Below are 25453 nucleotides of genomic sequence, written 5' to 3'. Positions count from 1 at the left end.
TGATTAAGACTTGATGCAAGATTTTATAAAAGTTTTAGATTAAAGCTTAGAAAAAAGAAAAAGGCAGGATTAGCCTGCCTTTATAATTGTTTAATATAATGATATGCAGTGGATTAACTTAGCTGTTTAATCACTGCTCTACCAGGATAAATTGCTGCCGAACCCAGTTCTTCCTCAATGCGAAGTAGTTGATTATATTTTTCTATGCGTTCACTTCTGGAAAGAGAACCAGTTTTAATCATTCCCGTGTTCATAGCCACCGCGAGGTCAGCAATAAAAGTATCGCAAGTTTCACCGCTACGATGACTTACCACACAAGTCCAGCCAGCTTTATGTGCAGTTTGAATTGCCTCAATGGTCTCACTAACTGTTCCAATTTGATTTAGTTTGATAAGGACACTGTTAGCAGCATTTTCGGCAATACCACGTTTAATTATAGCAGGATTGGTCACAAAAAGGTCGTCACCTACGAGTTGAATTTTATTTCCGAGTTTTTGGGTAAGAATAATCCAGTTCTCCCAGTCGTTTTCTGCTAATCCATCTTCCAGGCTGATAATAGGATATTTCTGGACAAGATTGATGTAATAGTCAATCATATCTGAAGAGGAGAATGTCTTTCCTTCAAACAGATATTTACCATCTTTCCAGAAACTGGAAGCTGCAACATCAAGAGCAATATAGACATCTTTTCCTGGTTGATAACCTGCGGCAACGATTGCTTCCATAATAACCTTAAGAGCTTCTTCATTGTCTTTAAGGTTTGGAGCAAAACCTCCTTCGTCACCTACACCGGTGAATAGACCCTGTTTTTTGAGGATACCCTTTAAAGCGTGAAAGATTTCAGCATTCATCTGTAAGGCTTGATGGAAGGAATTAGCGCCCAATGGCATAATCATAAATTCCTGAATATCAATATTGTTATCAGCATGAACTCCGCCATTTAAGATATTGCTCAACGGAACAGGCAGTGTTTTTGCACCCACTCCACCTAAATACCTATAAAGTGGAAGGTCCAGTTCAATAGCACTTGCTCTGGCAACAGCCATAGAAACAGCCAGAATTGCATTAGCTCCAAGTTTGCTTTTATTGGGCGTCCCATCCAGATTTAGCATCACCGAATCTATTTCTTCTTGGTGAGTTGCTTCAATATTTAGCAGAGCAGGAGCAATGATAGAATTGATGTTTTCCACGGCTTTTAAGACACCTTTCCCGTCATATCTTTTTTTATCGCCATCTCGCAATTCTATAGCTTCTCTTTCTCCAGTGGATGCTCCACTTGGAACAGCAGCACGTGTAAAAACACCACTATCCAGCATCACATCTGCTTCCACAGTTGGATTCCCTCTTGAATCCAGTATTTCTCTTCCTTTAATGTAGACGATTTCAGACACTTCTATCTCCTTTGTATTTTATTTATGAAAAAGTTCCTCCATTGTTTTTAGGGAACCAAGCATAGCTGTGGCTTCATAAGGGACCACTACAGTCTTATCACCCTGTTTAACGATTTCCTGGAAAGCAGTGATATATTTAAGAGCAATCTGATATTGAGCGGGGTCAGTTCCGGTATTTTTCACTGCTTCTGCAATCAATTCAATAGATTTACGTTCTGCATCAGCCACCAGCAATTTTGCCTGTGCTTCACCATCTGCTCGGGCAATTTTAGCAAGTTTTTCACCTTCAGCCACTCGCACTTGATATTCTCGTTCACCATCAGCTTGTAGGATTTTAGCTCTTTTATCCCGTTCTGCCCTCATTTCTTTTTCCATAGCAGTGCGGATTTCTTCTGGAGGTAGAATTTCTTGCAGCTCTACCCTATTGACCTTTACTCCCCATTTATCCGTTGCTTCATCCAGAATGTCCCTTAACTTGGCATTTATGATATCTCTTGAGGTGAGAGTGTAGTCCAGAGTTAATTCACCAATTATATTACGCAATGAGGTTTGAGTGAGCTTTTCAATGGCTTCAGGTAAATTACTGATTTCATAAACAGCTTTATAAGGGTCTGTTACCTGAAAATAAAGAAGAGCATTGATCGTGATAGAAACATTATCCTTGGTAATAACATTTTGACGAGGAAAATCATATACCGTTTCTCTCAGGTCAATTCTATTTTCTAATCTTTGGGTGACTACCATGTTTCCTCTATAATCCTCGCGGGTGTATCGCCAATGAATAGGACGAATCTTATCAATGATTGGGATAATAATATGTATACCAGAATCTAAAGTCCGATAATATTTACCTAAACGTTCCACAATGACTACTTCAGCTTGTCGTACAACTATTATTCCCCTGGAAATTAAAACTATAATAAAGATAGCGACAAGTATGCCAATTAAAGTACCAGCCATTTTTTTCTCCTTCTTTTTAAAGAGTTAATGAAAATACACTAATATAATAATCAGTATTTTGACAAGAAGAAACCCTTTTTTCTCTGAAAGAAAGATACTTTTCCCGATTAAATCAAGTATATTATAGATAAATCAGAATTAATGGTGATTAAAAAATATGATAATATTCATACAATCTGGGATATAATAACTTATTCTATGACAATAAAATCCATTTTTAGAGTGTGATAAGCAGCGACAATACATAGCCTAATCTTAAAAACTTCTAAGCTTGGTCTATATGCTGGTGCTCAGGTTTTTATGCTAAGAAATAAAAATTATGAGCCTAATCTGTTTGTTGCAGTTGGAGATTCATTTTATATACTGAGTAGAAGGATTTCTAAATAAATAACTGTTAAAATAATATAAAGAAATGCGTATAACCAATTTCTGAAATTTAGTTAAAGTTAAAATCTATTCACCAAAGGGCATAAAAACATTTTAAAGATCAGGTATCTGGAGATTGCACTTGACAAATAATAGTTAACAGGACAATTAAATCATAATTATATAAAATTTATCTTGAGATAAAAGAATTTGAATGAGATGCGGATTGATATATTAATAAGTTATGAGTTTATAATGGTTTTAAAGTATCAAGTTTCAGACAAAGAAAATTCTTTCTCAATACTTTTAAGGGAACTGCAATAGAAATATTGGATTAATAATGCATTTAGGTTGCATGGGTGAACAATCATTTTGGATATATAAATAAATAAGGAGTAAAAATGCAAGTTACCAGATTGGAACAGATTCTGGACCTCATCAAGCCACTACCACGTAAACGTTTAGTAGCTGCCTGGGGAGTTGATCCACACACTATATGTGCTGTCTATCAAGCGGTAGATATGGATTTGATAGAAGGTACATTAGTAGGAGATGAAAAACAAATATATCAGGTCTGCGAGACTGAACAGATAGACCCATCCCGGTTTAAGATTGTTCACTCTGAGTCAGATATTGAAGCTGCGGCAAAAGCAGTAGATTTGATTAATGCTGGAGAGGGTGATTTTTTGCTAAAAGGATTACTTAGCACGGATCGTTATATGAAGGCTATCCTCCATAAAGAGAAAGGGTTAATGGATAAAGGTGCCATTCTTTCCCATGTAACCGTAGCAGAAATTCCTACTTATCACAAGCTTCTAATCTTTGGAGATGTAGCTATAATTCCACTACCTGACCTCAATCAGAAAATTGCTATTACCAATTATCTAATCAAAATAGCTCATTATCTGGGTATTGAGAATCCTAAAGTAGGTATCCAGGCTGCTTCCGAACAAGTTTTACCTAAAATCCCTTCCTGTTCTGAAGGAGCAATGATAGCCAAAATGGCACAACGTGGTCAGATTAAAGGTGCAATCGTGGAAGGACCTTTAGGATTTGATTTAATTGTGGATAAAGAAAGTGCTCAAATTAAGAAGGTTCAAAGTGAAGTTTGTGGTGATGCGGATTGTATTCTGTTTCCTAATATTGAAGCAGGGAACACTTTTTATAAATCCGTAGTCAAGTTGATGAATGGTGAACTTTGTGCAGTAGTTATGGGAGCAAGGGTTCCCTGTGTTCTCACTTCTCGTGGCGACAGTGAAAAATCCAAGCTTTACTCTATTGCTCTGGCATCCCTTTTATCAGGAGAAAAACAGTGAAAGAGCCCATCCGTTCTCTGGAAGAGTTAGCCAATTATGTCCGCTCCACAGGAAAACGCACCCGAATTGCAGTTGCCCGAGCAGAAGATCCAAATACTATAGCCTCTATAGGGAAAGCGGTTAATGAAGGATTTGTAGAGGGTATATTAGTTGGTTCTAAACCCAAAATAGAAGAACTCTGTAAAGCTGAGCAAATAAATCCAGCAATCTTTCGCGTGATTGATACCAGAGATGAGGAAGAAGCAGTGGCTGAATCTGTAAGGATGGTTCGTGATGATGAAGCTGATGTTTTAATGAAAGGGTTAGTGGGCACGGATAAATTTCTTAAAGCGGTTCTGGATAAAGAAAAAGGGTTATTACCTGAAAAAGCCATAATGAGTTATGTTTGTGCTTTGCAATTGCCTGGCTATCATAAGCTTCTCTTTATAAGTGATACTGCGGTCATACCTTATCCCGATATTAATCAGAAGATAGCAATGATAAATTATAGTGTAGCAATGGCACAGCGTTTTGGAATAGAAAAGCCAAAAGTGGCTTTGATTTCAGCTACGGAAAAGGTTTCTGATAATATTCCGCATACGCTGGAATATGCTGAACTCTGTAAGATGGTAGAACGAGGTCAGATAAAAAATTGTGTCCTGGATGGACCTCTGGATATCTTTCTTGCCTGCGATCCTCAAGCAAGTATAATCAAAGGAGTCAGTTCTCCTCTTGCTGGAGATGCTGATGTGCTCATCTTTCCCAGTTTGGAGAGTGCCAATAGTTTTTATAAAGGATTGATGCTGTTTGCTAAGGGAGAACTGGCAGGTTTGATTCAAGGTACTATAAAACCAGTAATTGTTATGAGTAGAAGCGAAAGCGCCGCTTCTAAGTTTTATTGTATAGCACTATCATGTTTAATGGGAGGTGAAATATGATTATAGCAATCGCCAGTGACCATGCTGGATTTGAACTCAAGGGAGCAATTAAAAGTCATTTTCCCGAACACGAGTTTCAAGATTATGGCACTTATTCGGTAGATGCTATGGACTATCCCGATACAGCATTACCAGCAGCCCGAGCAGTAGCAGAAGGAAAAGCAGAGAGAGGAATCTTAATCTGTGGAACAGGAATAGGAATGAGCATAGTTGCTAATAAGATTAAAGGAATCCGTGCTGCTGTATGTATGAATGCTGATCTGGCAAGGCTTTCCAGAATGCATAATGATGCCAATGTCCTCTGTTTAGCTGGAAGATTTATAGCGGTACATTATGCTCTGGTAATTGTAAATACCTGGTTAACTACTTCATTTGAGGGAGGTAGGCATCAGATTAGGGTGGATAAAATTAAAGAAATAGAAGGAGAAAGGCAGTGAAACATATCCAAGAGCAAGACCCGGAACTTTATGCTGCAATGACGGGAGAATTAAACCGGGAGAGGGAAAATCTGGAACTAATAGCCTCAGAGAATTTTACTTCATTGGCAGTTCTGGAAGCACAGGGTAGTGTGCTAACCAATAAATATGCTGAAGGCTATCCCTATCGCTGGAGCAAAAAGACCGGGAAAATCAATTATAACCTTTATGGTCGTTATTATGGAGGTTGTGAATATATTGATGAAGTAGAAAGATTGGCTATAGAAAGAGCTAAACAACTTTTTGGTGCAGAGCATGCCAATGTTCAACCTCATAGCGGTTCTCAGGCAAATATGGCAGCTTATTTTACTCTGGTTAACCCTGGAGATACCGTTATGGCTCTGGAATTATCGCATGGTGGTCATCTAACTCATGGTCACCCTCTTTCCTTTAGTGGACAATTCTATAACATTGTTCCTTATCAAGTTAGCAAAGAAACAGAGGAACTTGATTATGATGAGTTAGCTCGTCTGGCGGAAGAACATAAGCCTAAGATGATTCTTGCGGGAGCTTCAGCTTATCCACGAAAGATGGATTTTGCTAAGTTTCGTGAGATTGCTGATTTAGTAGGTGCTAAGTTAATGGTAGATATGGCTCATATTGCTGGTTTAGTGGCAGCAGGGTTGCATATGAATCCTGTTCCTTATGCTGATGTAGTAACTTCTACCACTCATAAGACTTTAAGAGGACCCCGAGCAGGACTTATTCTCTGTAAAGAAGAGTTTGCTAAAGAGATTGATTCAAAAGTATTTCCTGGCGTTCAAGGTGGACCACTGATGCATGTAATTGCTGGAAAAGCAGCTGCTTTTAATGAAGCATTACAGCCTGAATTCAAAGTTTATCAGCAACATATTATTGATAATGCTCAAGCGCTGGCTACTGCTTTAATCGCTAATGGTTTTAGCTTGGTTTCAGGTGGCACGGATACTCATCTAATGCTAATTAATCTTGGTTCAGAAGAAGAAGGTGGACCTAGCGGTAAGAAAATGGAAGAGGCTTTGGATAAAGCAGGAATAACAGCTAATAAGAATACTGTTCCGTTTGAGACTCGCAGTCCTTTTGTTGCCAGTGGTATTCGTTTGGGCACTCCAGCAGTAACTACGCGTGGTATGGGAATAGAAGAGATGAAACAGATTGCCGATTTCATTCAAAGAGTGAGAGAACATATTGAAGATGAAGAATATCTAACTAATATGAAATCAGAGGTGCGAGCACTTACCGCACGATTTCCTCTTTATCCCGAATTGGGATAAACCAGATAAAATTAACCGCCTCCAGATATTACCAGTGGTTTTTACTGAAGGCGGTTTTTCTATGCTAAATAAGGAGAGGATAAGCTACATTTGCCTTATTTTAACATTAACATTTTGTGGGTCTGACGATAATCTCCAGCTTGCATACGGCAGAAATATATTCCACTGGCAAGGGGACGATGGTTATTATCCAGACCATCAAAGACAATTTTATAGTTTCCAGCGGTCTTGACTTCATTTACTAAGGTTCTAACCAGCTGTCCTTTAACATTAAATATTTCAATGCTAACGGGAGCAGTATTCTTTACACTGTAAGCAATGGTGGTTGAAGGGTTAAATGGATTGGGGAAATTACCTTTAAGCTCTGTAACCGCAGGCAATAAGGGATCATCGTTAGAGACAACCATTCCCTTTCCAACCAGTTGCACCATTATAACAGGATTCACTGGGTCATCAGTATTAATCTGCATCGTAGAATTATAAGTCAAAGTATCCACAGGAGTAAAGTTAAGATTAAAGCCCAGATAGGATTGAACGGGAACTACAATATTGATAGCAAATCCAGGATATCCATTTCCCTGATAAACAGCAAAAGGTGGAGCTACCTGAACAGTACCGATTAACACGGCATCCCCGTTATTATTAACAGTGAAAGTGCGTTGAGCAATTTGACCTATGGGAACAACGCCAAAATCTACTACCATGGTATCAATAGCTATAACCGGTGTTCCAATAATTGTTCCACTGGAGGGGAAAATAATATCATCAATCCAGGCACAATCACTACCTGAAGAGATACCACTATCTTTTGAATAAGACCAGGTGAAAGTATTCTGTCCTGCTTGAACATCAAAGGAGACTTGACTCCAATTATCTGAAGTGCCAGACCACTGACTGCGAACTACATTATTGATAGAAAAACGGAGATAGTCATAATTCAGTTCACTGGAGACCTTCTTCCAGAAGCTAATTGTCCCATCTACCGGGCAATTTAGGGTAACACTCATTGAAGTAGTCTGATTATGATTGATAGTGGCAGATTTAGCAGAATGTGTGCTATTATAACTGGTATTATCTATAGTCCAGTTCCCATTGGAAAATTGCCAATTAAAGCCAGAGAAATTGGTTTCAAAGTTTTCCATTAATAAACCTACGGTTATAGGATAATTCTGAACAGAACTATAATCTCCAGCAAAAAGCATCGCTGTTAATAGTAAGTTTGTTCCTTGAGCAACCTGTGAACTCAGGGTAATATAATAGGTTATTTGGCATTGTTCTCCAGCCGCTAAAGCAGAAAAGGAATCGTCCATAGGTTCAATTACATTCATTCCTCCGACGATTGCCAGAGCTGTAGAAATGTTATTTGCCTGAGCATGTCCAGTATTAGTCACGGGAAGACATATAGTAACGCTTTCACCAGGATCTAAAACACTATTATTATTACCAAGATAATCCTCAATAATTAATCCTTCCCAGGTAAATGCGGGAGCATTAAGCACCAGATTACGGTCATATTCATAACTTTCATCAGCAACGGTAGCAATAATATGAATAGAAGCAGTATGTTGGTCGGGAACATTGCTTGCTACCTGTATAGTTAATCCATTGACCGTTCCACCGATGCTATTGGCAGCAATATCAGGAATGTTTTCGGTTCCATTAATAATAGTTAGATAAGGGTCTTCAGTCTGAATGGAAACAGTAGGATTAATGGCAATGTCATTCCCTACATTACTAAACATCAGATTCAAAGTTATTAATTCTCCATATTCTGGGATATTATTGTTATTATCCGTCACCATCATATCTGCAACTACCAAATACGGTCCACTAGCAGGAAGCACTTGGATAGTGTCCAGATAGGTTACTTTATTAAAAGCAGAGATAGTCAAAGTCAAATCCATAGGTTCCAGGGGAGGATTTTCCAGAGTCAAATTAATATCTCCATTGGCATCAGCATATCCTGTAGCATATACGGTTCCAGCACTATAAAGGGTAACTTTTGCACCAGGAATTGTATTAACTGGGAAGGTATTCATACCAATGAAAAGGATAGGGGTATAAGTGGCTGTAATAGGTTGCGGATCCTTGGAACGAACCATAAGAGAACAATCACCAAAGATATTCCAGGTCAAAAACATACTGATTCCATCCTGACCATAAACCTCAATCATTTTGGAGGAGCCGTTATAGAATAGACCTCCCATAGTATGTTTCTGTTCTGCTACTAAAAGATCTACAGTTTCATCTTGAGCACGCATAGGAGGATTCCAGCTTTGATTTATGGAGCTACCATAAAATCCTATAGCCCCTGCGGGAGCATTAGTTGCTTCATTAATTGATCGTAACCAAGCTTCAGCAAAACAGGTTTGACTTACAAAGTTTCCATTTACACAAGCAACGCTCTGAATAAAAGGAAGCATATAATCATTTACCAGTGCATTTACATGTGTATTGCTAAAACCAGTGGTAACCCAGGAAGTATCAGAACCGTGACCAGTATAATTGATAAATCCTCTTCCTTGGTTAAGGTTTGTGCTGACTTGAGCAGCTGTAGCACCCATAGATTGATATAGCTGGTCAACGCTTAAATAACCATAATTAAGAAGATCAGTTCGGATATTTTCCTGATGTTGCTGATCACTTTCACCCATATCACCTTGAGAACCACCTCCCTGGTTGGAAGCTATTCCCATAGCTCTTTGAATCCATTGACTTCCCGCTTGAATATCTCTTTCATAGTGAACTGAACGAGTTATTTGAGTTTCCATTTCAGCTACCGTTTGAGCAGAAAATCTACCCACATAAATATCAGGATAACTGTCAGATCCTGCCAGAAGTGAATAGGATGGATCAGAACCTCCACCACCAGAGGTAAGAGTGGGAACTTGAGGAGCATCACCAAAAATTTGCACGAACATCAAGCCATCATTTAAGTTATACTGGTTTTGAATGTAAGTCTTTATCTGTGTGGCAGTAGGTCCAGCAACAGTGACATCAACTACATCTACTCTATAGCCATTTTGACGCTTCCAATCAATCCAGGGTTGCATTACATTATCAAACATAGAGTTCTTAATAGCCAGGATTCTTCCCTGCTCTGCCAGAGAAGGATATTTAGCTTGATTGAAGTTCAGAAACATATTTTCATAAAGTGGTGCAAACTCTTGAGCATAGGAAGTTTTAACAACTGATAAGGAGTTAGTTAAATCAGTGCCATTAACCTCAAGAGCAACTGTCAGTTTGGTATAGATACGTAAAGTTTGAGTGGTAGGATAATAAACAAATGGCTGAAAACGGACGGTTATTCCTCTGTAATCACGGAGGATGAACGGTTCTGTTAAATAAGAAAGATTCTCAGGCCAGAATTCGTTACCGGAATAAAAATCGGCAAAATAATATGGAACCATTTCGGGATTTATATCACGGGTAAGATTACCCTTGGAAGGAGCAACTGGCAAAATCATTTCTACATATTCACTATTAAGGATGCTTAGTTCCATTTTAGCGGTGTTTGGTATAATAACACTTCTTGCTAAAACAGGAACCTGCGGATATCCAGCTTCAAGGGTTAAACCTTCCTTTTTAAGGCTAATCAAATTCCAGGTGTTTCCATCTATATCTACTGGTTCAGCATTGAAATGACCGAGCGTAAGTTGCATTACCATATGTTCTGGATTACTATCCAATAATTGGATGTGATTATCATAACTGCTAACAGTTATTTCCCTGGCAGTTAAAGCAAAAGTCAGGGTTAATAGGAGGGTTATTATAAGTAATATTTTCTTCATTTTTACTCCATTGACTTTATAAAAAAACTCTTTAGTTATGAGCCAAGAGGTAAAAGAGGGAGACTACATTTAAATATTAGTCTCCCTCTTTAAGTTTTATTTCATTAGCATCATTTTCTTAGTATTAGTGTAACCTTTAGCTTCCATCCTATAGAGATAAATACCGCTGGCAACACTTCTTCCTTGATTATCTTTTCCATTCCAGACAATCTGATGTCTTCCGGCAGGTAGTTCAGTATCTACAAGTTGTCTGACTAACTGTCCTTTCAAATTATAGATATTAATACGAACTTTACCTGATTCTTTCAGAGAGAAATTGATAGCGGTTTCAGGATTAAAGGGATTCGGATAATTTCCTTCCAGAGAAGTAACCACCGGAATAGTTGCAGGATCATTATTAGGTACAGTAGTAATGTGAATCGGAATAATAATTGGGGAATTATTAATATCATTGGAAGTGATTATAAGTTCTAAATCAAGATTCACAGCGGTTTCGGGTGCAGTGTAGGTTAAAGTGTAGATTCTTGCTTCACCCACGGGAATGCTAAAATTATGATCGTTTTCCACGGGAAATCCATTGTATAAAAGATTCATAACGGAAGGATAAGATATAGTTCCAGTAAGTTCCACCGTGCCCACATTGTTGATAACAATATCTGCTGAAACCTGATCGTTAGGATGAAGTTCTAAGAAACTAAATTCTGTCTGAGGCACATAAATTATAGCAATTTCACCACTGGCAGAGATTGGGAAGGTAATATCATCAATCCAGGCACAATCACTTCCAGAAGATACTGAGCTATCTTTGGAATAGGTCCATTTGAAAGTGTGAGGACCGGTTGTAACTGGATAAGAAAATTGAGCCCAGGGTAGGGTTCCGCTCCAGGAACCTTTTTCTTCTCCATCAATGCTAAAGCGTAAGAAGTCATAATTGAGTTCAGAAGATACCTTGCGCCAGAACTTGATATTACCTGCAGAACTAACATTTAATGTAACAGAAAGTTCAGTACTTGCACTATGTCCTATTGCTCCAGATTTTGCTACATAATTTCCAGAATGTGCATTGGCAGGATCATTTACCACCGTCCAGGGTATAGGACTGTTATTTACCCAGGGATAAGCACTAAAATCTCCCGTTTCAAAACCGTCTCCATATACTCCAATAGGTAAAAGTATGCAATGATTTATATTTATTTGTCCAGCAGAAATGGAAAGGCTTATAGGCACAATAATTCCATCTGGAATATCAGGAGCAAGAGTAACGGTAAAGTTAATTGGGATATTTACACCAGCTGCCATAGTTGGCAATACAAAGTAATTACTGCTAAGAGTGACAAAAGGATTATTTACCAGGATAATTAGGGTTCCACTATCTGTATTCATATGTCCAACATTGGTGATGGTTATCCCTATAGATATATTTTCGCCAGGTTCAAAGAAGCCATCACCATCAGGATCAAAGAGAATAGGATCGCCAAATTGTAGCTTTGGAGCATTTACCACAATGCTACGCGTGGTGGTCCAGGTGTTAGTTCCATCAGAAACAATAATATCAAAGGGGACGGATGTTTGATCTGGGATATAAATACTAATAAGTACGCTAAATAAACCTTCCAGAGAGATGGTCTGATCAGGAAGAATATCCGGGAGTGTTGCGGTTCCGTCTAAAATAGTTACATAAGGACAAGTAGTAGAAAGGGTAGCAGTAAGGTTAGCAGCAGGTTGAACGCCAACATTATGGAATGTTAAATTCATACTGATGGTTTCACCAGCTTCTGCTATTGCATTAGCATTAGGATCGTTTACTGTAATTTGGCTTACCGTTACATATGGTCCCACATTTGGAATAACTTGAATATTGGCAATCATTGGTCTACGTAAGGAACGAGTTAATACTAACTGAGCTGTACCAGGTTCGGTAAAGGGAGTGAAATTAAGTGTTAAATTACCGGAGGCATCAGTTAAACCAACTCCATGTAATTCATTATTCATTGAAATTGCTACATATGTATAGGGATCAGCAGTTATATCTAAAGAACCAAGTCCTAAGAAGAGAGTAGCTGGAGGGACAAAACTGTTTTGAGCAGGGATGCCCAAATAAGGAATCAAACTCGGATCACCCATATTGGAATATATTTCCCAATAATAGTTGATTCGTGGACTATTCGCTTGGACTACTGCCATATTTCCCATAAATATAATAGCACCAACACTATTTCCCCAATCTTCAAAAGGTTCATTATGATCATGAAACATTGCATCATAAGCTCCAGTATGACCTGGGACAAAAGGTGAACCTGTTCCTACGATAGGTGGTTTGTAACCAACTCCCCAATAATAATCTTCATCCCAATAGGTACTATTAGTCCCGCCAATATAAGAAACGGCTCCTTTATTTTCTGCTCTTAACCAGGCTTCTCCAAAACAGACACCGGTATCAAAGGCATTGGTAAGACAGCAATTTCCTACCACTACTGGATATTCATTTACATTTTGAAGGCTATTAATATTGGCAATAGTGAAAGAAGGACTATACCAAGAAGTTTCACTTCCATGAGCAGTATAATTGGCATAGCCAACTCCATTGGATATATCATTAATTATGGAAGAAGAGGCATTCTGAGAGGCAGGATATAAATAAGTATGAGAGTTAATACCATGTGCAGCATTAAAATAGTTGTTTACTCCATAATTAATCTGACCGTTAGCATGCGTAGGTGACCAGTTTGCATCAACACCAGCAATCATTACGACTTCACTTAAATAGGCATCGCTGGGCATAGTATACATTTCATGCATTAAAGTTTTATTAACCTGATTGGTTACTTCCGCTTCCGTTGTAGCAGAGAATCTTCCAAAATACATCTCAGGTATAAAATCAGTTCCTTGCAAGCGAACATAGGTTAAATCAGTAACATGTCCACCAGGACTGGCAGAAGCGGAGTTTGCTGGAACTTGTGCCACATCGCCAACAATCAATAAATAGGTCGGTGCAGGATTTTCAGTAGTAGCAGAATCCCAGATATTTTGAATATAATTCTTAATGGAAGTAGTGGTTGTTCCAGTTTGTGTAGTTGTTGCCACAATCACATTGTACCCTTCCTGGGTTTTCCAGTTTACAAATGGCTGTAAAGCATTCACAAAATTAGGAGGAGTAATAATTAAATAACTCATAGGATAACGATTCAGACTTGCCCGATTAGAATCTGGATTCATCAGGATGGTTTTAAGCATAGAATCAAAAACTGGAGAATAAGTCTTGGCTCTTAATTCATTGGTTGAAACTAAGTCTGGATGAAGAAATTGGACATTAACCTCAGCACTATAAATTACTTCAATTTCGCCCGTCCCTGGATTGTAACGAACGGGTGTAAAATCCAGAGCATAAAGATGGTAGCCTCTCATATAACCTAAATCAGTAACCTGAATAGAGGGGAAATCTGTCCAGTTTTGACTTTGATAAAATTCCCGGTTAACGATGAATGGAAGAGTTGCCGGGTCAACGCTTTTAGATACAGGTTCCTGTCTTGGAATTATGGGATTATTTATTCCTTCAGATTTCAGGTCTATATTCTTACGCAAAACTGAGTTCATACTTGCCTGAACATCAGATCCTTCAGGAACACTGAAAATCTGACGCAAAAGGGGAAGCTTGGGAAGACCTATGGTATTGGTGGCAGCATAATCAGCTACCCATAAGTCGGTAAATAAACCTTCCGAGGTCTGTATTTCCTGAAAATCAAGCTTTTCTATACTGTAGCTAACACTCAATCCATAATCATTACTATTAGTTACTACCGCAGCGGTAGGAGTGTTGCTCACCTTAATGGAACCTTGAGCGGCAAAAACAAATGTCACCAAACTCAAGATTAGGATGATTAATAAATGCTTTTTCATTCTATCTCCTTATTTATTATATATCTACTAAGTTAATTAAATTATCATGCAAATTAAATTCCCAAAGTAGAGGAAAATTGGTCTCAATAGAATACTCTTAAAATAAAATAGAGATTATGTCAATTGAATTATTTGTTTTTTTTCCTATAAAAATGTTGTGGATTAAACCAGAAAGATGTTTAGATATAAATCCAATCTATCATACCACTTTATTTGTTGCTTCGTATCACCATAACTTATGCAAGTTCAGATATTATTTTTGTGGTATAATTAAGAAAAATTAATTTAATGACCACAAAAAATTCCGTAACTATCTGTCTCTTATCTACTTCTTGACAAAATTGGTAAGAGAGAGCTAAGAGAGAGCTAAGGAAGAAATTATTATCCATTATAAATTAGTAAGATATAAAAATCAGCTTGTCTGTTATTTTTTGCAGTAAGAAAAAGAGATTTTGGTATTGACATAATAGGGCAATCAGTTTTTAAAGAAAAAATGAAATGATTTATGTATCTATTTTGCTTCTTTAGCAGTTAGTAGATATATGATGGGGACTTGAAAAATGTTAGAAAAAATACTCCGTAAAATGTTTGGTGATAAAAACACCCGTGATTTAAATAAATATTTACCACAAGTTCAGCTCATAAACCAGATTTATGAAGGTTTAGCGCAGTATGATGATGACCAGTTGCGAGAAAGAGTAGCAGAAATAAAACAGGAAATAGCTGAAAAGCTAAGTGATTTGAGAGAAAAACTGGAAGAACTGGAAATTCGTTATCGTGAAGAAGAAGATGAAGCGGAACGTAACAGGATAGATATTCAAATTGATGAGACCAAAAAAGCACTTAAGACTTTAACTAAATCCACCTTAGATGATTATTTACCAGAAGTTTATGCTATCGTAAAAGATACCTGTCGTAGACTGGTTGGGAAAACTTTTATGGTGCGAGGGCATGAAGTTGTATGGGATATGGTTCCTTTTGATGTGCAATTAATAGGAGCAATGGTTTTGCATGATGGCAAGATAGCTGAAATGGCAACGGGAGAAGGTAAAACTTTAGTTGCCACTTTGCCTCTATTTCTTAATGCCTTAGTAGGAAGAGGAGCTCATTTAGTTACGGTTAATGATTATCTTGCTGCTCGTGATGCTGAATGGATGTCTCCCATATTTAATTTTCATAATCTAACCGTAGGTTGCATCACAACCGATATGGATTTTGATTCCCGGAAAAAAGCTTACCAAAGTGATGTCACCTATGGAATGAATAGTGAATTTGGTTTTGACTATCTTCGTGATAATATGGCGGTTATACCTGAACAATTAGTGCAACGAGATTTCTATTATGCCATTGTGGATGAAGTAGATAGCATTCTTATTGATGAGGCAAGAACACCTTTGATTATCAGTGGACCTATTGCTCAGGATAAAAATTTTTACCAGGAACTTCGCCCTCAAATAAATCAATTAGTTCAAGCACAAAACACACTGGTACAGAAAGTTTTATCTGAGATTAGGGAAGATCTTAGAGAAGATAATCCGAATTCTGATATAGAAAGATTGGGAAGAAATCTATTGTTAGTTCAAAGGGCTGCACCACGAAATAAAGCTTTTACCAAGATAATGCAGGACCCCAAACTAAAAAAGCTGGTCAATGATGTAGAAGGTATTTACTTGCGTGACAAGAAGCTGCCAGAACTGGATGACAATCTGTACTATGTGGTAGATGAACATCAAAACACGGTAGACCTATGTGAAAAGGGCAGAGATTTCCTATCTAAACACGACAAAAATCTGTTTGTAGTAGAAAGCCTGGATGAAATTTTAAATAGCATAGATGAAGATGAGAGTTTGACCGAAGAGGAAAAACTAAAGAAAAAAGCCCGAGAAACCAACCGGTTTATGGATAAAAGTGAGAAACTCCACAATATCAATCAACTTTTAAAAGCTTATACCCTTTTTGAAAAAGATGTAGAATATGTGGTTGTAGATAATCGGGTGGTCATTGTAGATGAATTTACCGGAAGATTAATGCCAGGAAGAAGGTATTCTGATGGTCTTCATCAAGCTCTGGAAGCCAAAGAAAATGTAGAAATAGAAGCAGGCACTCAGACTTTTGCTACAATAACTTTGCAGAATTACTTTAGAAAATATGAAAGATTAGCAGGTATGACTGGTACTGCAGCAACGGAAGAAGCTGAATTTGTAGAGATTTATAATCTTCCTGTAATAACGATACCAACCAATGTTCCTGTTACCCGAATTGACCATGAAGATGTAATCTATATGACTAAAAATGAGAAATATCAGGCTTTGATTGATGAGGTTATTTACTGGCACAATCTGAATAAGCCTGTCTTAGTGGGTACAGTAAGTGTGGAAGTTTCGGAAACTATCAGTCGTATGCTAAAACGTCGTAATATTCCTCATAATGTTTTAAATGCTCGTCAACATCAAAGAGAAGCTGAGATTATAGCTTTAGCAGGACAACCTGGTGCAGTTACCATAGCTACCAATATGGCTGGTCGTGGGACTGATATCAAACTTGGACCGGGGGTGGTGACTAAAAGTATTGAAGAATATAGGGGTATAGACCCTTCCATAACACCAGAATATCCTTATGGCTTGCCTTTAGATGGACTTCATGTAATTGGTAGTGAAAGACATGAGAGTAGAAGAATAGACCGTCAATTACGTGGAAGAGCAGGACGTCAAGGGGACCCTGGCACTTCAAGGTTTTATTTATCTCTGGAAGATGACCTTCTTCGTCTTTTTGGTTCAGAAAGAATTGCGCCAATGATGACCAGAATGGGAATGAAACCTGGTGATGCCATCAGACATCCCTGGATGACAAAAACGGTGGAAAGAGCTCAAAAGAGAGTGGAAGAAAATAACTTTGAGATTCGTCGTAATCTTTTAAAATATGATGAAGTGATGAATCAACAAAGAGAGGTTATCTATTCTTATCGTAGAAGTGTTTTGAAAGGATATTCACTAAAGCGTGAAGTTCAAGAGATGATTGAAGAGACAATAGACAGGATTATCTCGGAAAATATTTCCTTTGATAGTTCCCCAGATGAATGGAATCTGGCAAGGCTTACTCAATGGTTCAAATCTGCCTTAAATGTAGCCATAGAGCCAGAAGACCTGGAATCAGACCATCTAAGTGAACCTCTTTTAAGGAATACTTTAAAAGAGCTGATTTTGCAAGCCTATGAAAAGAAAGAAGTACAAGTGGGTTCCGAATCAATGCGAGAAATTGAACGCCGTTGTCTTTTGGAAGTAGTTGATGAAGAATGGCGCGACCATCTGCATGAAATGGACCTCCTTAAAGAAGGAGTATATCTTCGTGCTTATGCAGAAAAAGACCCCCTGATAGAATATAAAAGAGAAAGTTTTAAACTTTTTCAAAATCTTATTTCTCGCATTCAGGAAAATGTAACCAAAAAAGTGTTTACCACCTATATTCTGACTCAAGAACAAGTCCAGAATATGATGAAAGACTCCAAATTGCAACATGAAAATGTTAGTGCATTCCTGAAATCTCAAGAATTGAGACCTGGTCAACAGAATATGAGTGAACCACCTAATTTTTCTGAGCCAGATGCTGGGGTTGTAAAACAAAAACCCATTCGTGTAGCTCAGCATGTTGGTAGAAATGATCCCTGTCCCTGTGGAAGTGGGAAAAAATATAAGAAATGCTGTGGACGTTTTGAAAACGACGAATAAATAAAAAAGTTGGAAAAGGAACCTAATGCCTAAAAATCTAATCATTGTAGAATCGCCTGCTAAAGCTAATACTATTTCTAAGTTTTTAGAACATAAATATGATGTTAAAGCCTCAATGGGTCATATAAGAGATTTACCAGAAAATGAACTGGGAGTTGATATAGCCCATAACTTTCGTCCAGTTTACAGGATAGATAAGAAGAAAAGTAAGGTTATCAATGAACTAAAAGAAGCAGCTAAGGATGCCAATACTATATATTTAGCTAGTGACCATGATAGAGAAGGAGAAGCCATAGCTTGGCATTTGACCAAAGTTCTGGAGAAAGAACTAGGCGGTAAGGAAGTTTTTCGTATTGTATTCAATGAAATTACCTCCCGAGCTATTCAAGATGCAATTAAAAATCCTACTACCATAGATATGGCTAAAGTGGATGCACAACAAGCAAGAAGAGTGCTTGATCGTATTGTAGGTTATACAGTTTCACCTTTATTATGGAAGGTCATTGCAAAGAAACTAAGTGCTGGAAGAGTGCAAAGTGTGGCGTTAAGATTAATCTGTGAAAGAGAAGAAGAAATCCAGAACTTTGTACCCAAAGAATACTGGAAATTAGAAGCAAAATTCCATAGGGATAATCTTCCTCCTTTTAAGGCAGCTCTGGAAAAATGGGAAAATAAGAAAATAGATATTCCGGATGCGGCTACGGCACAAAAGTTGATAGAAGAGATAGATGCTTCCCCAGCAGTTATTTCCGATTTAAAGAGAAACACTCATAAGCTGGAACCTCTACCTCCTTTTATTACCAGTACACTTCAACAAGAAGCATCCAAGATTCTGGGTTTTTCCTCGGAAAAGACAATGAAAATAGCTCAAGAATTGTATGAAGGAGTGGACCTTAAAGGGGAAAGAACAGGTCTTATTACCTATATGCGTACGGATAGTCTACGCATTGCTGATGAGGCAATAGAAAATTGTAGAAAATTGGTAAAAGAGCGATTTGGTAAAGAGTTTATCAATCCTGCACCCCGAGTATATAAAAATAAATCTACTGCTCAGGATGCCCATGAAGCTATAAGACCCACCAATACTTTTTATACCCCAGAAAGTGTAGCAGAAAATCTCACCAAAGACCAGTTAAAATTATATACTCTAATCTGGCAGAGATTTGTAGCAACTCAGATGAAACCTGCTAAGTTGCTAAGAACCAAGGTGGAAGTCACTGTGGGAAAGGCAATTTTCAGTGCTAATGGAAATGTAGTAGAAGATGAGGCATTTTTGAAGGTTTATCCTTATATGAAGATAATATCTGGGGAAGCCATAGATTCTGCTTATGAGAAAGGAGACAACCTTGAATATGGGAAAATTGAATCTTCTCAGCATTTTACCACTCCACCTCCAAGATATACAGAGGCTTCTTTAATTAAGGAACTGGAAGCAAAAGGCATTGGAAGACCTTCCACTTATGCTACTATTATCAGTACAATCCGGAAAAGAAGATATGTTGGTATGGAAAAGAAGAACTTTTTCCCAACCAAATTAGGCATTGATGTAAATCGTTTTCTGGTATCTAATTTTGATGATATCTTCAATGTAGGATTCACTGCCGATATGGAAACAAAACTGGATGAAGTGGAAGAAAATAAAGTAATCTGGCATGAGCTGGTAAAAAACTATTATGAGGAACTGATGAATCTATTAAATAAAGTTGATGTGAAGAAATCTAAACAGGAATTCATTGAAGAAACAGATATTGTGTGTGATGTATGTAAAGAAGGAAAGATGGTAATCAGGCATTCCAAAAATGGCGAATTTCTTTCCTGTAGTCGTTTTCCTGCCTGTAAAAATACCAAAAAATTCATTCGTGATGATAAAGGGAACATTGTTATTGTAGAACCACAAACCCTGGAAGAGAAATGCCCTAAATGTGGAAGTCCTCTGATAGAACGCAAGGGAAAATATGGTGAATTCATTGCTTGTAGCAACTATCCTAAATGTAAGTATTCCAGAAATAAGACAACAGGAGTTACCTGTCCAGAATGTGGTAAAGGCGAACTAATTCAAAGACGCAATAAAAAAGGAAATATCTTCTATTCCTGCAATCGTTATCCCGAATGTAAATTTATCAGTTCTTATAAACCCCTTCCTATCTCTTGTCCGGAATGTGGAAATCCTTATCTGGTGGAGAAAAAGACCAGAGAAGGTGATAGTTATAAAGAATGCCCTAAATGCAAGAGCAGGATGGAATAATAAAACTAAAAGATAGATACTTTTAGCTGAATCCTAATCCTGTATTTTTTAGAAGATAAGAGAGACTTTTCACCATATAAAGAAAAATTAGCTTCTTTAAATTTTAAGCTAGTAGTAATGGAAATGGCTGTTTCTTCAGAGCTGCACATACTGTAATATTCAGGACTAATTTCATCTGCTATATAAAAGTTATGTGGACTTTGCCAGCTGGTATACCCCAATCTCATTTCCCAGATTGACTTTTTATAACCCAGAAAATATTGGAAATGGTAGGTATTTTTGGTGTAATCCTCTTTATTTTGGAGAGTATAGGAAAATTCAAATTGCTGAAACAAATAGGTTGTTATTGGTAAATGACCAGTAGTCTGGATTCTATAATGTTCAGGTATAGTAGAAATATAAGTAGAATCAATCCAGGTGATTAACTCTCGGTCATACTGATAGAAGTTCAATTTCCAGCGAGTACCTCTTTTATTATAAGCAAGAGAAGAAATGAATCTGGAAAAAGGCTCTCCAGAAAAAGCAGGACCTATATTAATACTATAATGTATCTGTAAATTTGTATTAGTGAGAACATTCCACTTCAAATCACAGTTTATCTCTTTTCGGTCGGTATTATGATTTAAAATAGAAGCTGAAAGAGCATAGGGAAATTGATGGTAGATAGTGTTTTGAGCATAGGATAGAGTCTGGCTGAATGATTTCAAATGATAATTCCAGGATAGAATAGTGCTAAGTTGATGATTAGCATATGATAATTCTGTACTTATCTGATTATTAGGTAATTTTAAGGCTGCATAAAGACTGTAAGCATTAAGATTGGATACTAAAAGGGAATCGTTAAAAGCTCTATCATATTGCTGTCTATAAAGTAATCCAGCAATCTGAAAAGAGTTATTTACCCAGGCTACAGAAGTGCCATAAATATTTTCCTGAGTATGAGATAAATTATCTGAATTAGTGGTTGGTAAGCTTGTTATTCTTTCATCTTTTAACCTGGCTACTCTATTCTGGACCGAAGCAAATGCCAGGGTTTGCAATGAGTTACCTTGATAGATAAAAGCTGCACCTGAAGGAGTGTATGTAGAAGGAGAAGTTGGCATATAAAGCTTAAAAGGAGAATCTGGTAACTTGCGAGAACCAGTCCCGCAAACTAACCCTCTTCCAAAACGAACTCTATAGGAACCCAAAACCAAATTTACTCTATCCGTTTTAAGATTAAGATGAAGTCCCCAATCATTATTTCCTGTATCTATATTATACCGATTATTTAATAGCAATATTCCCTGAGGAATTTCATATTGTAGACTGTTCAGACAGTAATTATTCGTATCTTGAAGATAGAGACGAGTGCTAACATTAAGCGGCTTTTCAAGCTCCATCAGTTCCTGATAATAGTTATTCCAGGCAGAATCTACTAAAGCAGGAGTATCCAGTTCAATTAATTCATCATAGTATTGGGAATAAAGTAAAAAAGTTAAAGATAACAGGAAAGAGATGACAACAAAGCTTTTCACCAGTTGAAACCAAGGTCAAGGCTATGAGAAAGATTTAGTTCTGGATGGGTTCTGATGGCATAGGTAAGCTCTCCCCGTTTAATCTTTAATTTAATTCCCATACCCAATTGTGAAGGTGTATTTTGCCAGGATACCAGCAAAGAAAGAGGTTCGTTCAGCTTAATAGAAGTAGCAATCCGATAGTTATCTTCATAATTTGGAACATAAACATAACTGCCAGCACCATAAACCTCATCTATGATTTTAACCATAGCTGAGATATGCCATTCTTCATCCGATGAAGTTAAATGTAAAGATTTGATTTCAGCACCATATTCGGGACATGAATAGGTTAACGCAATATTACTCAACCAGGTGTGATAACTATTACCAGTACTGATTTTTTCATACTGAAGATGTTCAGTATAACCAAGTGTTAGATTCTTGTAGTGAAAAGCCAGACCTAAAAAGTAATCCTGATTACGATAGTCACCCTGATCCAGATGAGCAATACCAGTACTTAAAATAAAAGGATTAAACTGAGTGGCAGTATTTAAGCAATATACTGTACAATCAGTCATACCGAATGGAATATGTGCAGAAAAAGCTATACCAGTGTTAGAAATATTGGGAGAAAGAGCAAAATCAGCGATAGAATTTGAGAGAATAGTTATGCCAGATAAGGCGTTTGTGGAAGCAGTATCCAGAGTTATGATAGCATTTAAGGTGGGAAATAATAAAAGAATGAGGAGAAAGCTACCTACCTTTAAATGCATAAAAGCCTCTTATCGTTATGAATCAGAACATTTTCAAACCAAGCACTGTTCCGTTTCAGGGTCAAAATAATGAGCTTTAAACATATTTAAGCTAATAGTTAGCTTTTCATTCATTTTGGGAAGTTCTTTAGGTTCCAAGCGAGCGATGAAATTGTGATGAGAAGTAGCCAGAACTACATGATATTCACTTCCCAGAGGTTCTACTAAGTCACAGATGGTTTCTATTTGCTGAGGGAATTCTGCCATTGAATCATAGCGTGCATCATATATATCTTCTGGTCTAATTCCCATTATAATGGGTTTATTGACATAGGAGATAAGCAGTTTTTGATGTTCAGGATATATCTGAACTTTAAAGTCTTCACTTGAGAAGAGCAGATTTGAATTATCACTTTCCACTCTACCTTCCACCATATTAATAGCAGGAGAACCGATAAAACCAGCAACAAAAATATTAGCAGGATGGTTGTAAATATTAAGAGGGGTATCAATCTGCTGGATGATGCCATCTTTCATAACCGCTATACGATTAGCCATAGTCATTGCTTCCACCTGGTCATGTGTCACATAAATCATTGTATTAGCCAGTTGTTTATGTAGTTTAACGATTTCAGAACGCATTGCCACTCTGAGCTTTGCATCCAGGTTAGAAAGAGGTTCATCAAAGAGAAAAACCTTGGGATTACGGACAATAGCACGCCCTAAAGCTACACGCTGACGCTGTCCCCCTGAAAGTTGACCTGGTTTGCGTTTCAGCAAATCCTGAATACCTAAAAGCTCCGCTGCATGCTGAACCTTCTTTTTGATAACCTGTTTATCTTCACCTCTAAGCTTTAAGGCAAAAGCCATATTATCAAAGACGGTCATATGAGGATAAAGGGCATAATTCTGAAACACCATAGCAATGTCTCTATCCTTAGGGGGGACATCATTGACCAGTTTATCGCCTATCCAGATATTACCGCTGGTAATTTCTTCTAAACCAGCAATCATTCTCAAGATAGTACTTTTCCCGCAACCGGATGGTCCCACTAACACTAAAAATTCTTTGTCTTCCGCTTCAAAACTTACATCTTTAACGGCATGAACATTATTATCATATATTTTATTAAGATTTTGAACAAGTACTCTTGCCATTACTACTCCTTCAATAAATCAATATTTTATATAAGATAAGCTGTCAAGCAGGAATTTTATTCTGTGAAACAAACTACTGTATTCCGTCCTGCTTCTTTTGCGGTATAAAGTGCCTTATCCGCCTTTTCTATATAGGAATTTAAGGCAGTGTCATTTAAACAAGCAAAGCAATTGCAAACGCAACCAGTACTGATAGTAATATGAAACTTATTCTCCTGATAGATAAATTCATAATTCTCTATTTTAGCACGAAATTCTTCCATCAGTTTCAACATATTCTCTTTCTTTATATCAAATAGAACTAAGAGAAATTCCTCACCTCCATAGCGAATAATAACATCACTTTTTCTGAAAAAACTCAACAATAACTCAGCAAGGGTTTGGAGTACATAATCTCCTGCCAGATGTCCATAAATATCGTTTACTTGTTTAAAATGGTCAATATCAAGTATGGCAAAACTAATAGGTACTTTATGACGAACAGCTAATTGGAAAGTATGATAAAGATTATTATGCAGATAGTGCCTATTTTTCAAACCAGTGAGATGGTCTGTTATAGAAAGAGCTTCCACCTGATGATACAGGTCACTTATCAAAAGGTAATTCTTGTGCAAAGTATCAACATAGGTGCTATTTTGTAAATTAATTTGATTAGCCAGAGAGATAACCTTTTTTTCCAGATAGGGCATAATTTGCACCATCTGTTCTGGGGAAAGATTTTCTCTCAAAAATTGAGATAAATTTTGCAGAGCCAGCCAGCTCTTATGTAGATAGTAAGTGGAATGATGATATGCTCTGATAGATTTAGGGAAGTTTTGTTCCACTCCCGAATAATAATTCCCGGCGAAAAAATATAGATATTGCAACTGTTCAAAAGACATATAGGAAGAAGGTAGGGACAGCAAAATGTGAACATATCTTATTTTTTCTTCTGGTTTAATCAAATGATTCTCCAGGGTAACCAACTCATTCAGTATAAATGCGGAAAGCAGAGTTTTATTATACTTCCAATCACTTGAATAGGTTTGCAGCACTTTTTTCTTTAAAGAGGCATTTTTCCCCCAGGGAATCATTTTTTGCCATTGGAGGATTAAATGGAGAGCAGTTTCGCTTCCATCTTCTTGATAGTATTTATAGATTAACTTAAGCCAGAGCTCAGTAAAATCCAATCTTTTGTTTTTCAGAATAAGTAATCTGGCAAGAGTGAGATTATAAATTAAATGAAAAAAAGATGTGGTTATAGAAATATCTTCTTTTAGTTGTTTTAATAGTGAGTAAGCAGTATCACTATCTTCCAATTGAGCAAGAAGATAAGATAGCTGCAAGGGAATAAAGTTATCAGATTGATAAAAAGGATTGTCATTAGCTGAACTGGATATGGTCTCTTTGAGATGATGAGGGATAGGATTCTCTAAAGATAAAGGAAAATAGTTTAAAAGCTCAAAAAAATCCGTCCATCTGGAAGGCTTTAAAAATTGTTCATCTTGAAGAAGTATTATTAACTGTTCTATAAGAGCAGCAGAGAAATAGCGAAATCTGGTTAAAGAAGGTTCTTTTTTAGTTTTATCTGGAACATAAAAATGAAGCAGTTGATTAATTATATCCTGAGATTGACTGGCTTGGGAACAGCAGAGTAATAAAGACAGTTGCTTTCTTAGCTCTCTTTCTTCCTGTGCTGAAAATAGTGGAACTTTCTGGTTAGCCATA

The 25453-nt window shown here is 37.2% G+C and carries 14 protein-coding genes; 6 read left to right on the top strand and 8 right to left on the bottom strand.

The features are described from left to right. Window positions 1-113: 113 nt before the first annotated feature. Together eno and E0946_RS00155 are read right to left on the bottom strand one after the other, a co-directional pair. Window positions 114-1391, bottom strand: a complete 1278-nt coding sequence (gene eno, locus E0946_RS00160; protein WP_133200448.1) for a phosphopyruvate hydratase — start codon at window positions 1389-1391, stop codon at window positions 114-116. Window positions 1392-1409: 18 nt separating this feature from the next. Further along, entirely contained in the window at window positions 1410-2351 is a 942-nt protein-coding gene (locus E0946_RS00155; RefSeq protein ID WP_133200447.1) for an SPFH domain-containing protein, read from the bottom strand. Window positions 2352-3118: 767 nt separating this feature from the next. On the opposite strand from E0946_RS00155, the gene E0946_RS00150 reads away from it, so the two are divergent. The 4 genes from E0946_RS00150 to E0946_RS00135 are packed head-to-tail and all read left to right on the top strand — an operon-like array spanning window position 3119 to window position 6679. Further along, window positions 3119-4033: a phosphate acyltransferase gene (locus tag E0946_RS00150; RefSeq protein WP_133200446.1), complete on the top strand. Its 915-nt coding sequence runs from the start codon at window positions 3119-3121 to the stop codon at window positions 4031-4033. After that, complete coding sequence (locus E0946_RS00145) at window positions 4030-4950, top strand: phosphate acyltransferase (protein WP_243713667.1); 921 nt, start codon at window positions 4030-4032, stop codon at window positions 4948-4950. Before E0946_RS00150 ends, E0946_RS00145 begins: the two co-directional genes overlap by 4 nt. Continuing rightward, window positions 4947-5387, top strand: a complete 441-nt coding sequence (gene rpiB / locus E0946_RS00140; protein WP_133200445.1) for a ribose 5-phosphate isomerase B — start codon at window positions 4947-4949, stop codon at window positions 5385-5387. The genes E0946_RS00145 and rpiB overlap by 4 nt, the downstream gene beginning before the upstream one ends. Then, window positions 5384-6679, top strand: coding sequence for a serine hydroxymethyltransferase (locus E0946_RS00135; protein ID WP_133200444.1), 1296 nt, complete (start codon window positions 5384-5386; stop codon window positions 6677-6679). Before rpiB ends, E0946_RS00135 begins: the two co-directional genes overlap by 4 nt. A gap of 95 nt (window positions 6680-6774) precedes the next feature. Here the strand turns inward: E0946_RS00135 and E0946_RS00130 are convergent, their stop codons facing one another. Next, window positions 6775-10470: a C25 family cysteine peptidase gene (locus E0946_RS00130; protein WP_133200443.1), complete on the bottom strand. Its 3696-nt coding sequence runs from the start codon at window positions 10468-10470 to the stop codon at window positions 6775-6777. 96 nt (window positions 10471-10566) lie between these two features. Further along, complete coding sequence (locus E0946_RS00125) at window positions 10567-14367, bottom strand: C25 family cysteine peptidase (RefSeq protein ID WP_133200442.1); 3801 nt, start codon at window positions 14365-14367, stop codon at window positions 10567-10569. A 560-nt stretch (window positions 14368-14927) separates the two neighbouring features. Here E0946_RS00125 and secA point away from each other — a divergent pair. Beyond that, entirely contained in the window at window positions 14928-18092 is a 3165-nt protein-coding gene (secA, locus tag E0946_RS00120) for a preprotein translocase subunit SecA (protein ID WP_133200441.1), read from the top strand. Window positions 18093-18117: 25 nt separating this feature from the next. Next, window positions 18118-20337, top strand: coding sequence for a type I DNA topoisomerase (gene topA / locus E0946_RS00115; protein ID WP_133200440.1), 2220 nt, complete (start codon window positions 18118-18120; stop codon window positions 20335-20337). Window positions 20338-20342: 5 nt separating this feature from the next. Here topA and E0946_RS00110 read toward each other — a convergent pair whose 3' ends face one another. The 4 genes from E0946_RS00110 to E0946_RS00095 are packed head-to-tail and all read right to left on the bottom strand — an operon-like array spanning window position 20343 to window position 25452. Then, entirely contained in the window at window positions 20343-21854 is a 1512-nt protein-coding gene (locus E0946_RS00110; RefSeq protein WP_133200439.1) for a hypothetical protein, read from the bottom strand. Then, window positions 21851-22609, bottom strand: coding sequence for a hypothetical protein (locus E0946_RS00105; protein WP_133200438.1), 759 nt, complete (start codon window positions 22607-22609; stop codon window positions 21851-21853). The genes E0946_RS00110 and E0946_RS00105 overlap by 4 nt, the downstream gene beginning before the upstream one ends. 33 nt (window positions 22610-22642) lie before the next feature. Beyond that, window positions 22643-23746, bottom strand: a complete 1104-nt coding sequence (locus tag E0946_RS00100) for an ABC transporter ATP-binding protein (RefSeq protein ID WP_133200437.1) — start codon at window positions 23744-23746, stop codon at window positions 22643-22645. A gap of 56 nt (window positions 23747-23802) precedes the next feature. Further along, the gene (locus E0946_RS00095; RefSeq protein WP_133200436.1) at window positions 23803-25452 is read right to left on the bottom strand and encodes a GGDEF domain-containing protein; all 1650 of its coding nucleotides are present in this window, start codon (window positions 25450-25452) and stop codon (window positions 23803-23805) included. Window position 25453 lies beyond the last annotated feature (1 nt).

This window comes from Candidatus Syntrophosphaera thermopropionivorans, from assembly GCF_004353895.1.
Taxonomy (GTDB): Bacteria; Cloacimonadota; Cloacimonadia; order Cloacimonadales; family Cloacimonadaceae; genus Syntrophosphaera; species Syntrophosphaera thermopropionivorans.
This window is presented reverse-complemented; position numbering and strand designations above follow the sequence as displayed.

Bases quoted from the DNA above. Each gene is read 5' to 3' on its own strand.
- secA (WP_133200441.1), top strand. From the start codon at position 14,928: ATGTTAGAAAAAATACTCCGTAAAATGTTTGGTGATAAAAACACCCGT.
- E0946_RS00155 (WP_133200447.1), bottom strand. From the start codon at position 2,351: ATGGCTGGTACTTTAATTGGCATACTTGTCGCTATCTTTATTATAGTT.
- E0946_RS00150 (WP_133200446.1), top strand. From the start codon at position 3,119: ATGCAAGTTACCAGATTGGAACAGATTCTGGACCTCATCAAGCCACTA.
- E0946_RS00095 (WP_133200436.1), bottom strand. From the start codon at position 25,452: ATGGCTAACCAGAAAGTTCCACTATTTTCAGCACAGGAAGAAAGAGAG.
- topA (WP_133200440.1), top strand. From the start codon at position 18,118: ATGCCTAAAAATCTAATCATTGTAGAATCGCCTGCTAAAGCTAATACT.
- E0946_RS00105 (WP_133200438.1), bottom strand. From the start codon at position 22,609: ATGCATTTAAAGGTAGGTAGCTTTCTCCTCATTCTTTTATTATTTCCC.
- E0946_RS00130 (WP_133200443.1), bottom strand. From the start codon at position 10,470: ATGAAGAAAATATTACTTATAATAACCCTCCTATTAACCCTGACTTTT.
- E0946_RS00100 (WP_133200437.1), bottom strand. From the start codon at position 23,746: ATGGCAAGAGTACTTGTTCAAAATCTTAATAAAATATATGATAATAAT.
- E0946_RS00125 (WP_133200442.1), bottom strand. From the start codon at position 14,367: ATGAAAAAGCATTTATTAATCATCCTAATCTTGAGTTTGGTGACATTT.
- rpiB (WP_133200445.1), top strand. From the start codon at position 4,947: ATGATTATAGCAATCGCCAGTGACCATGCTGGATTTGAACTCAAGGGA.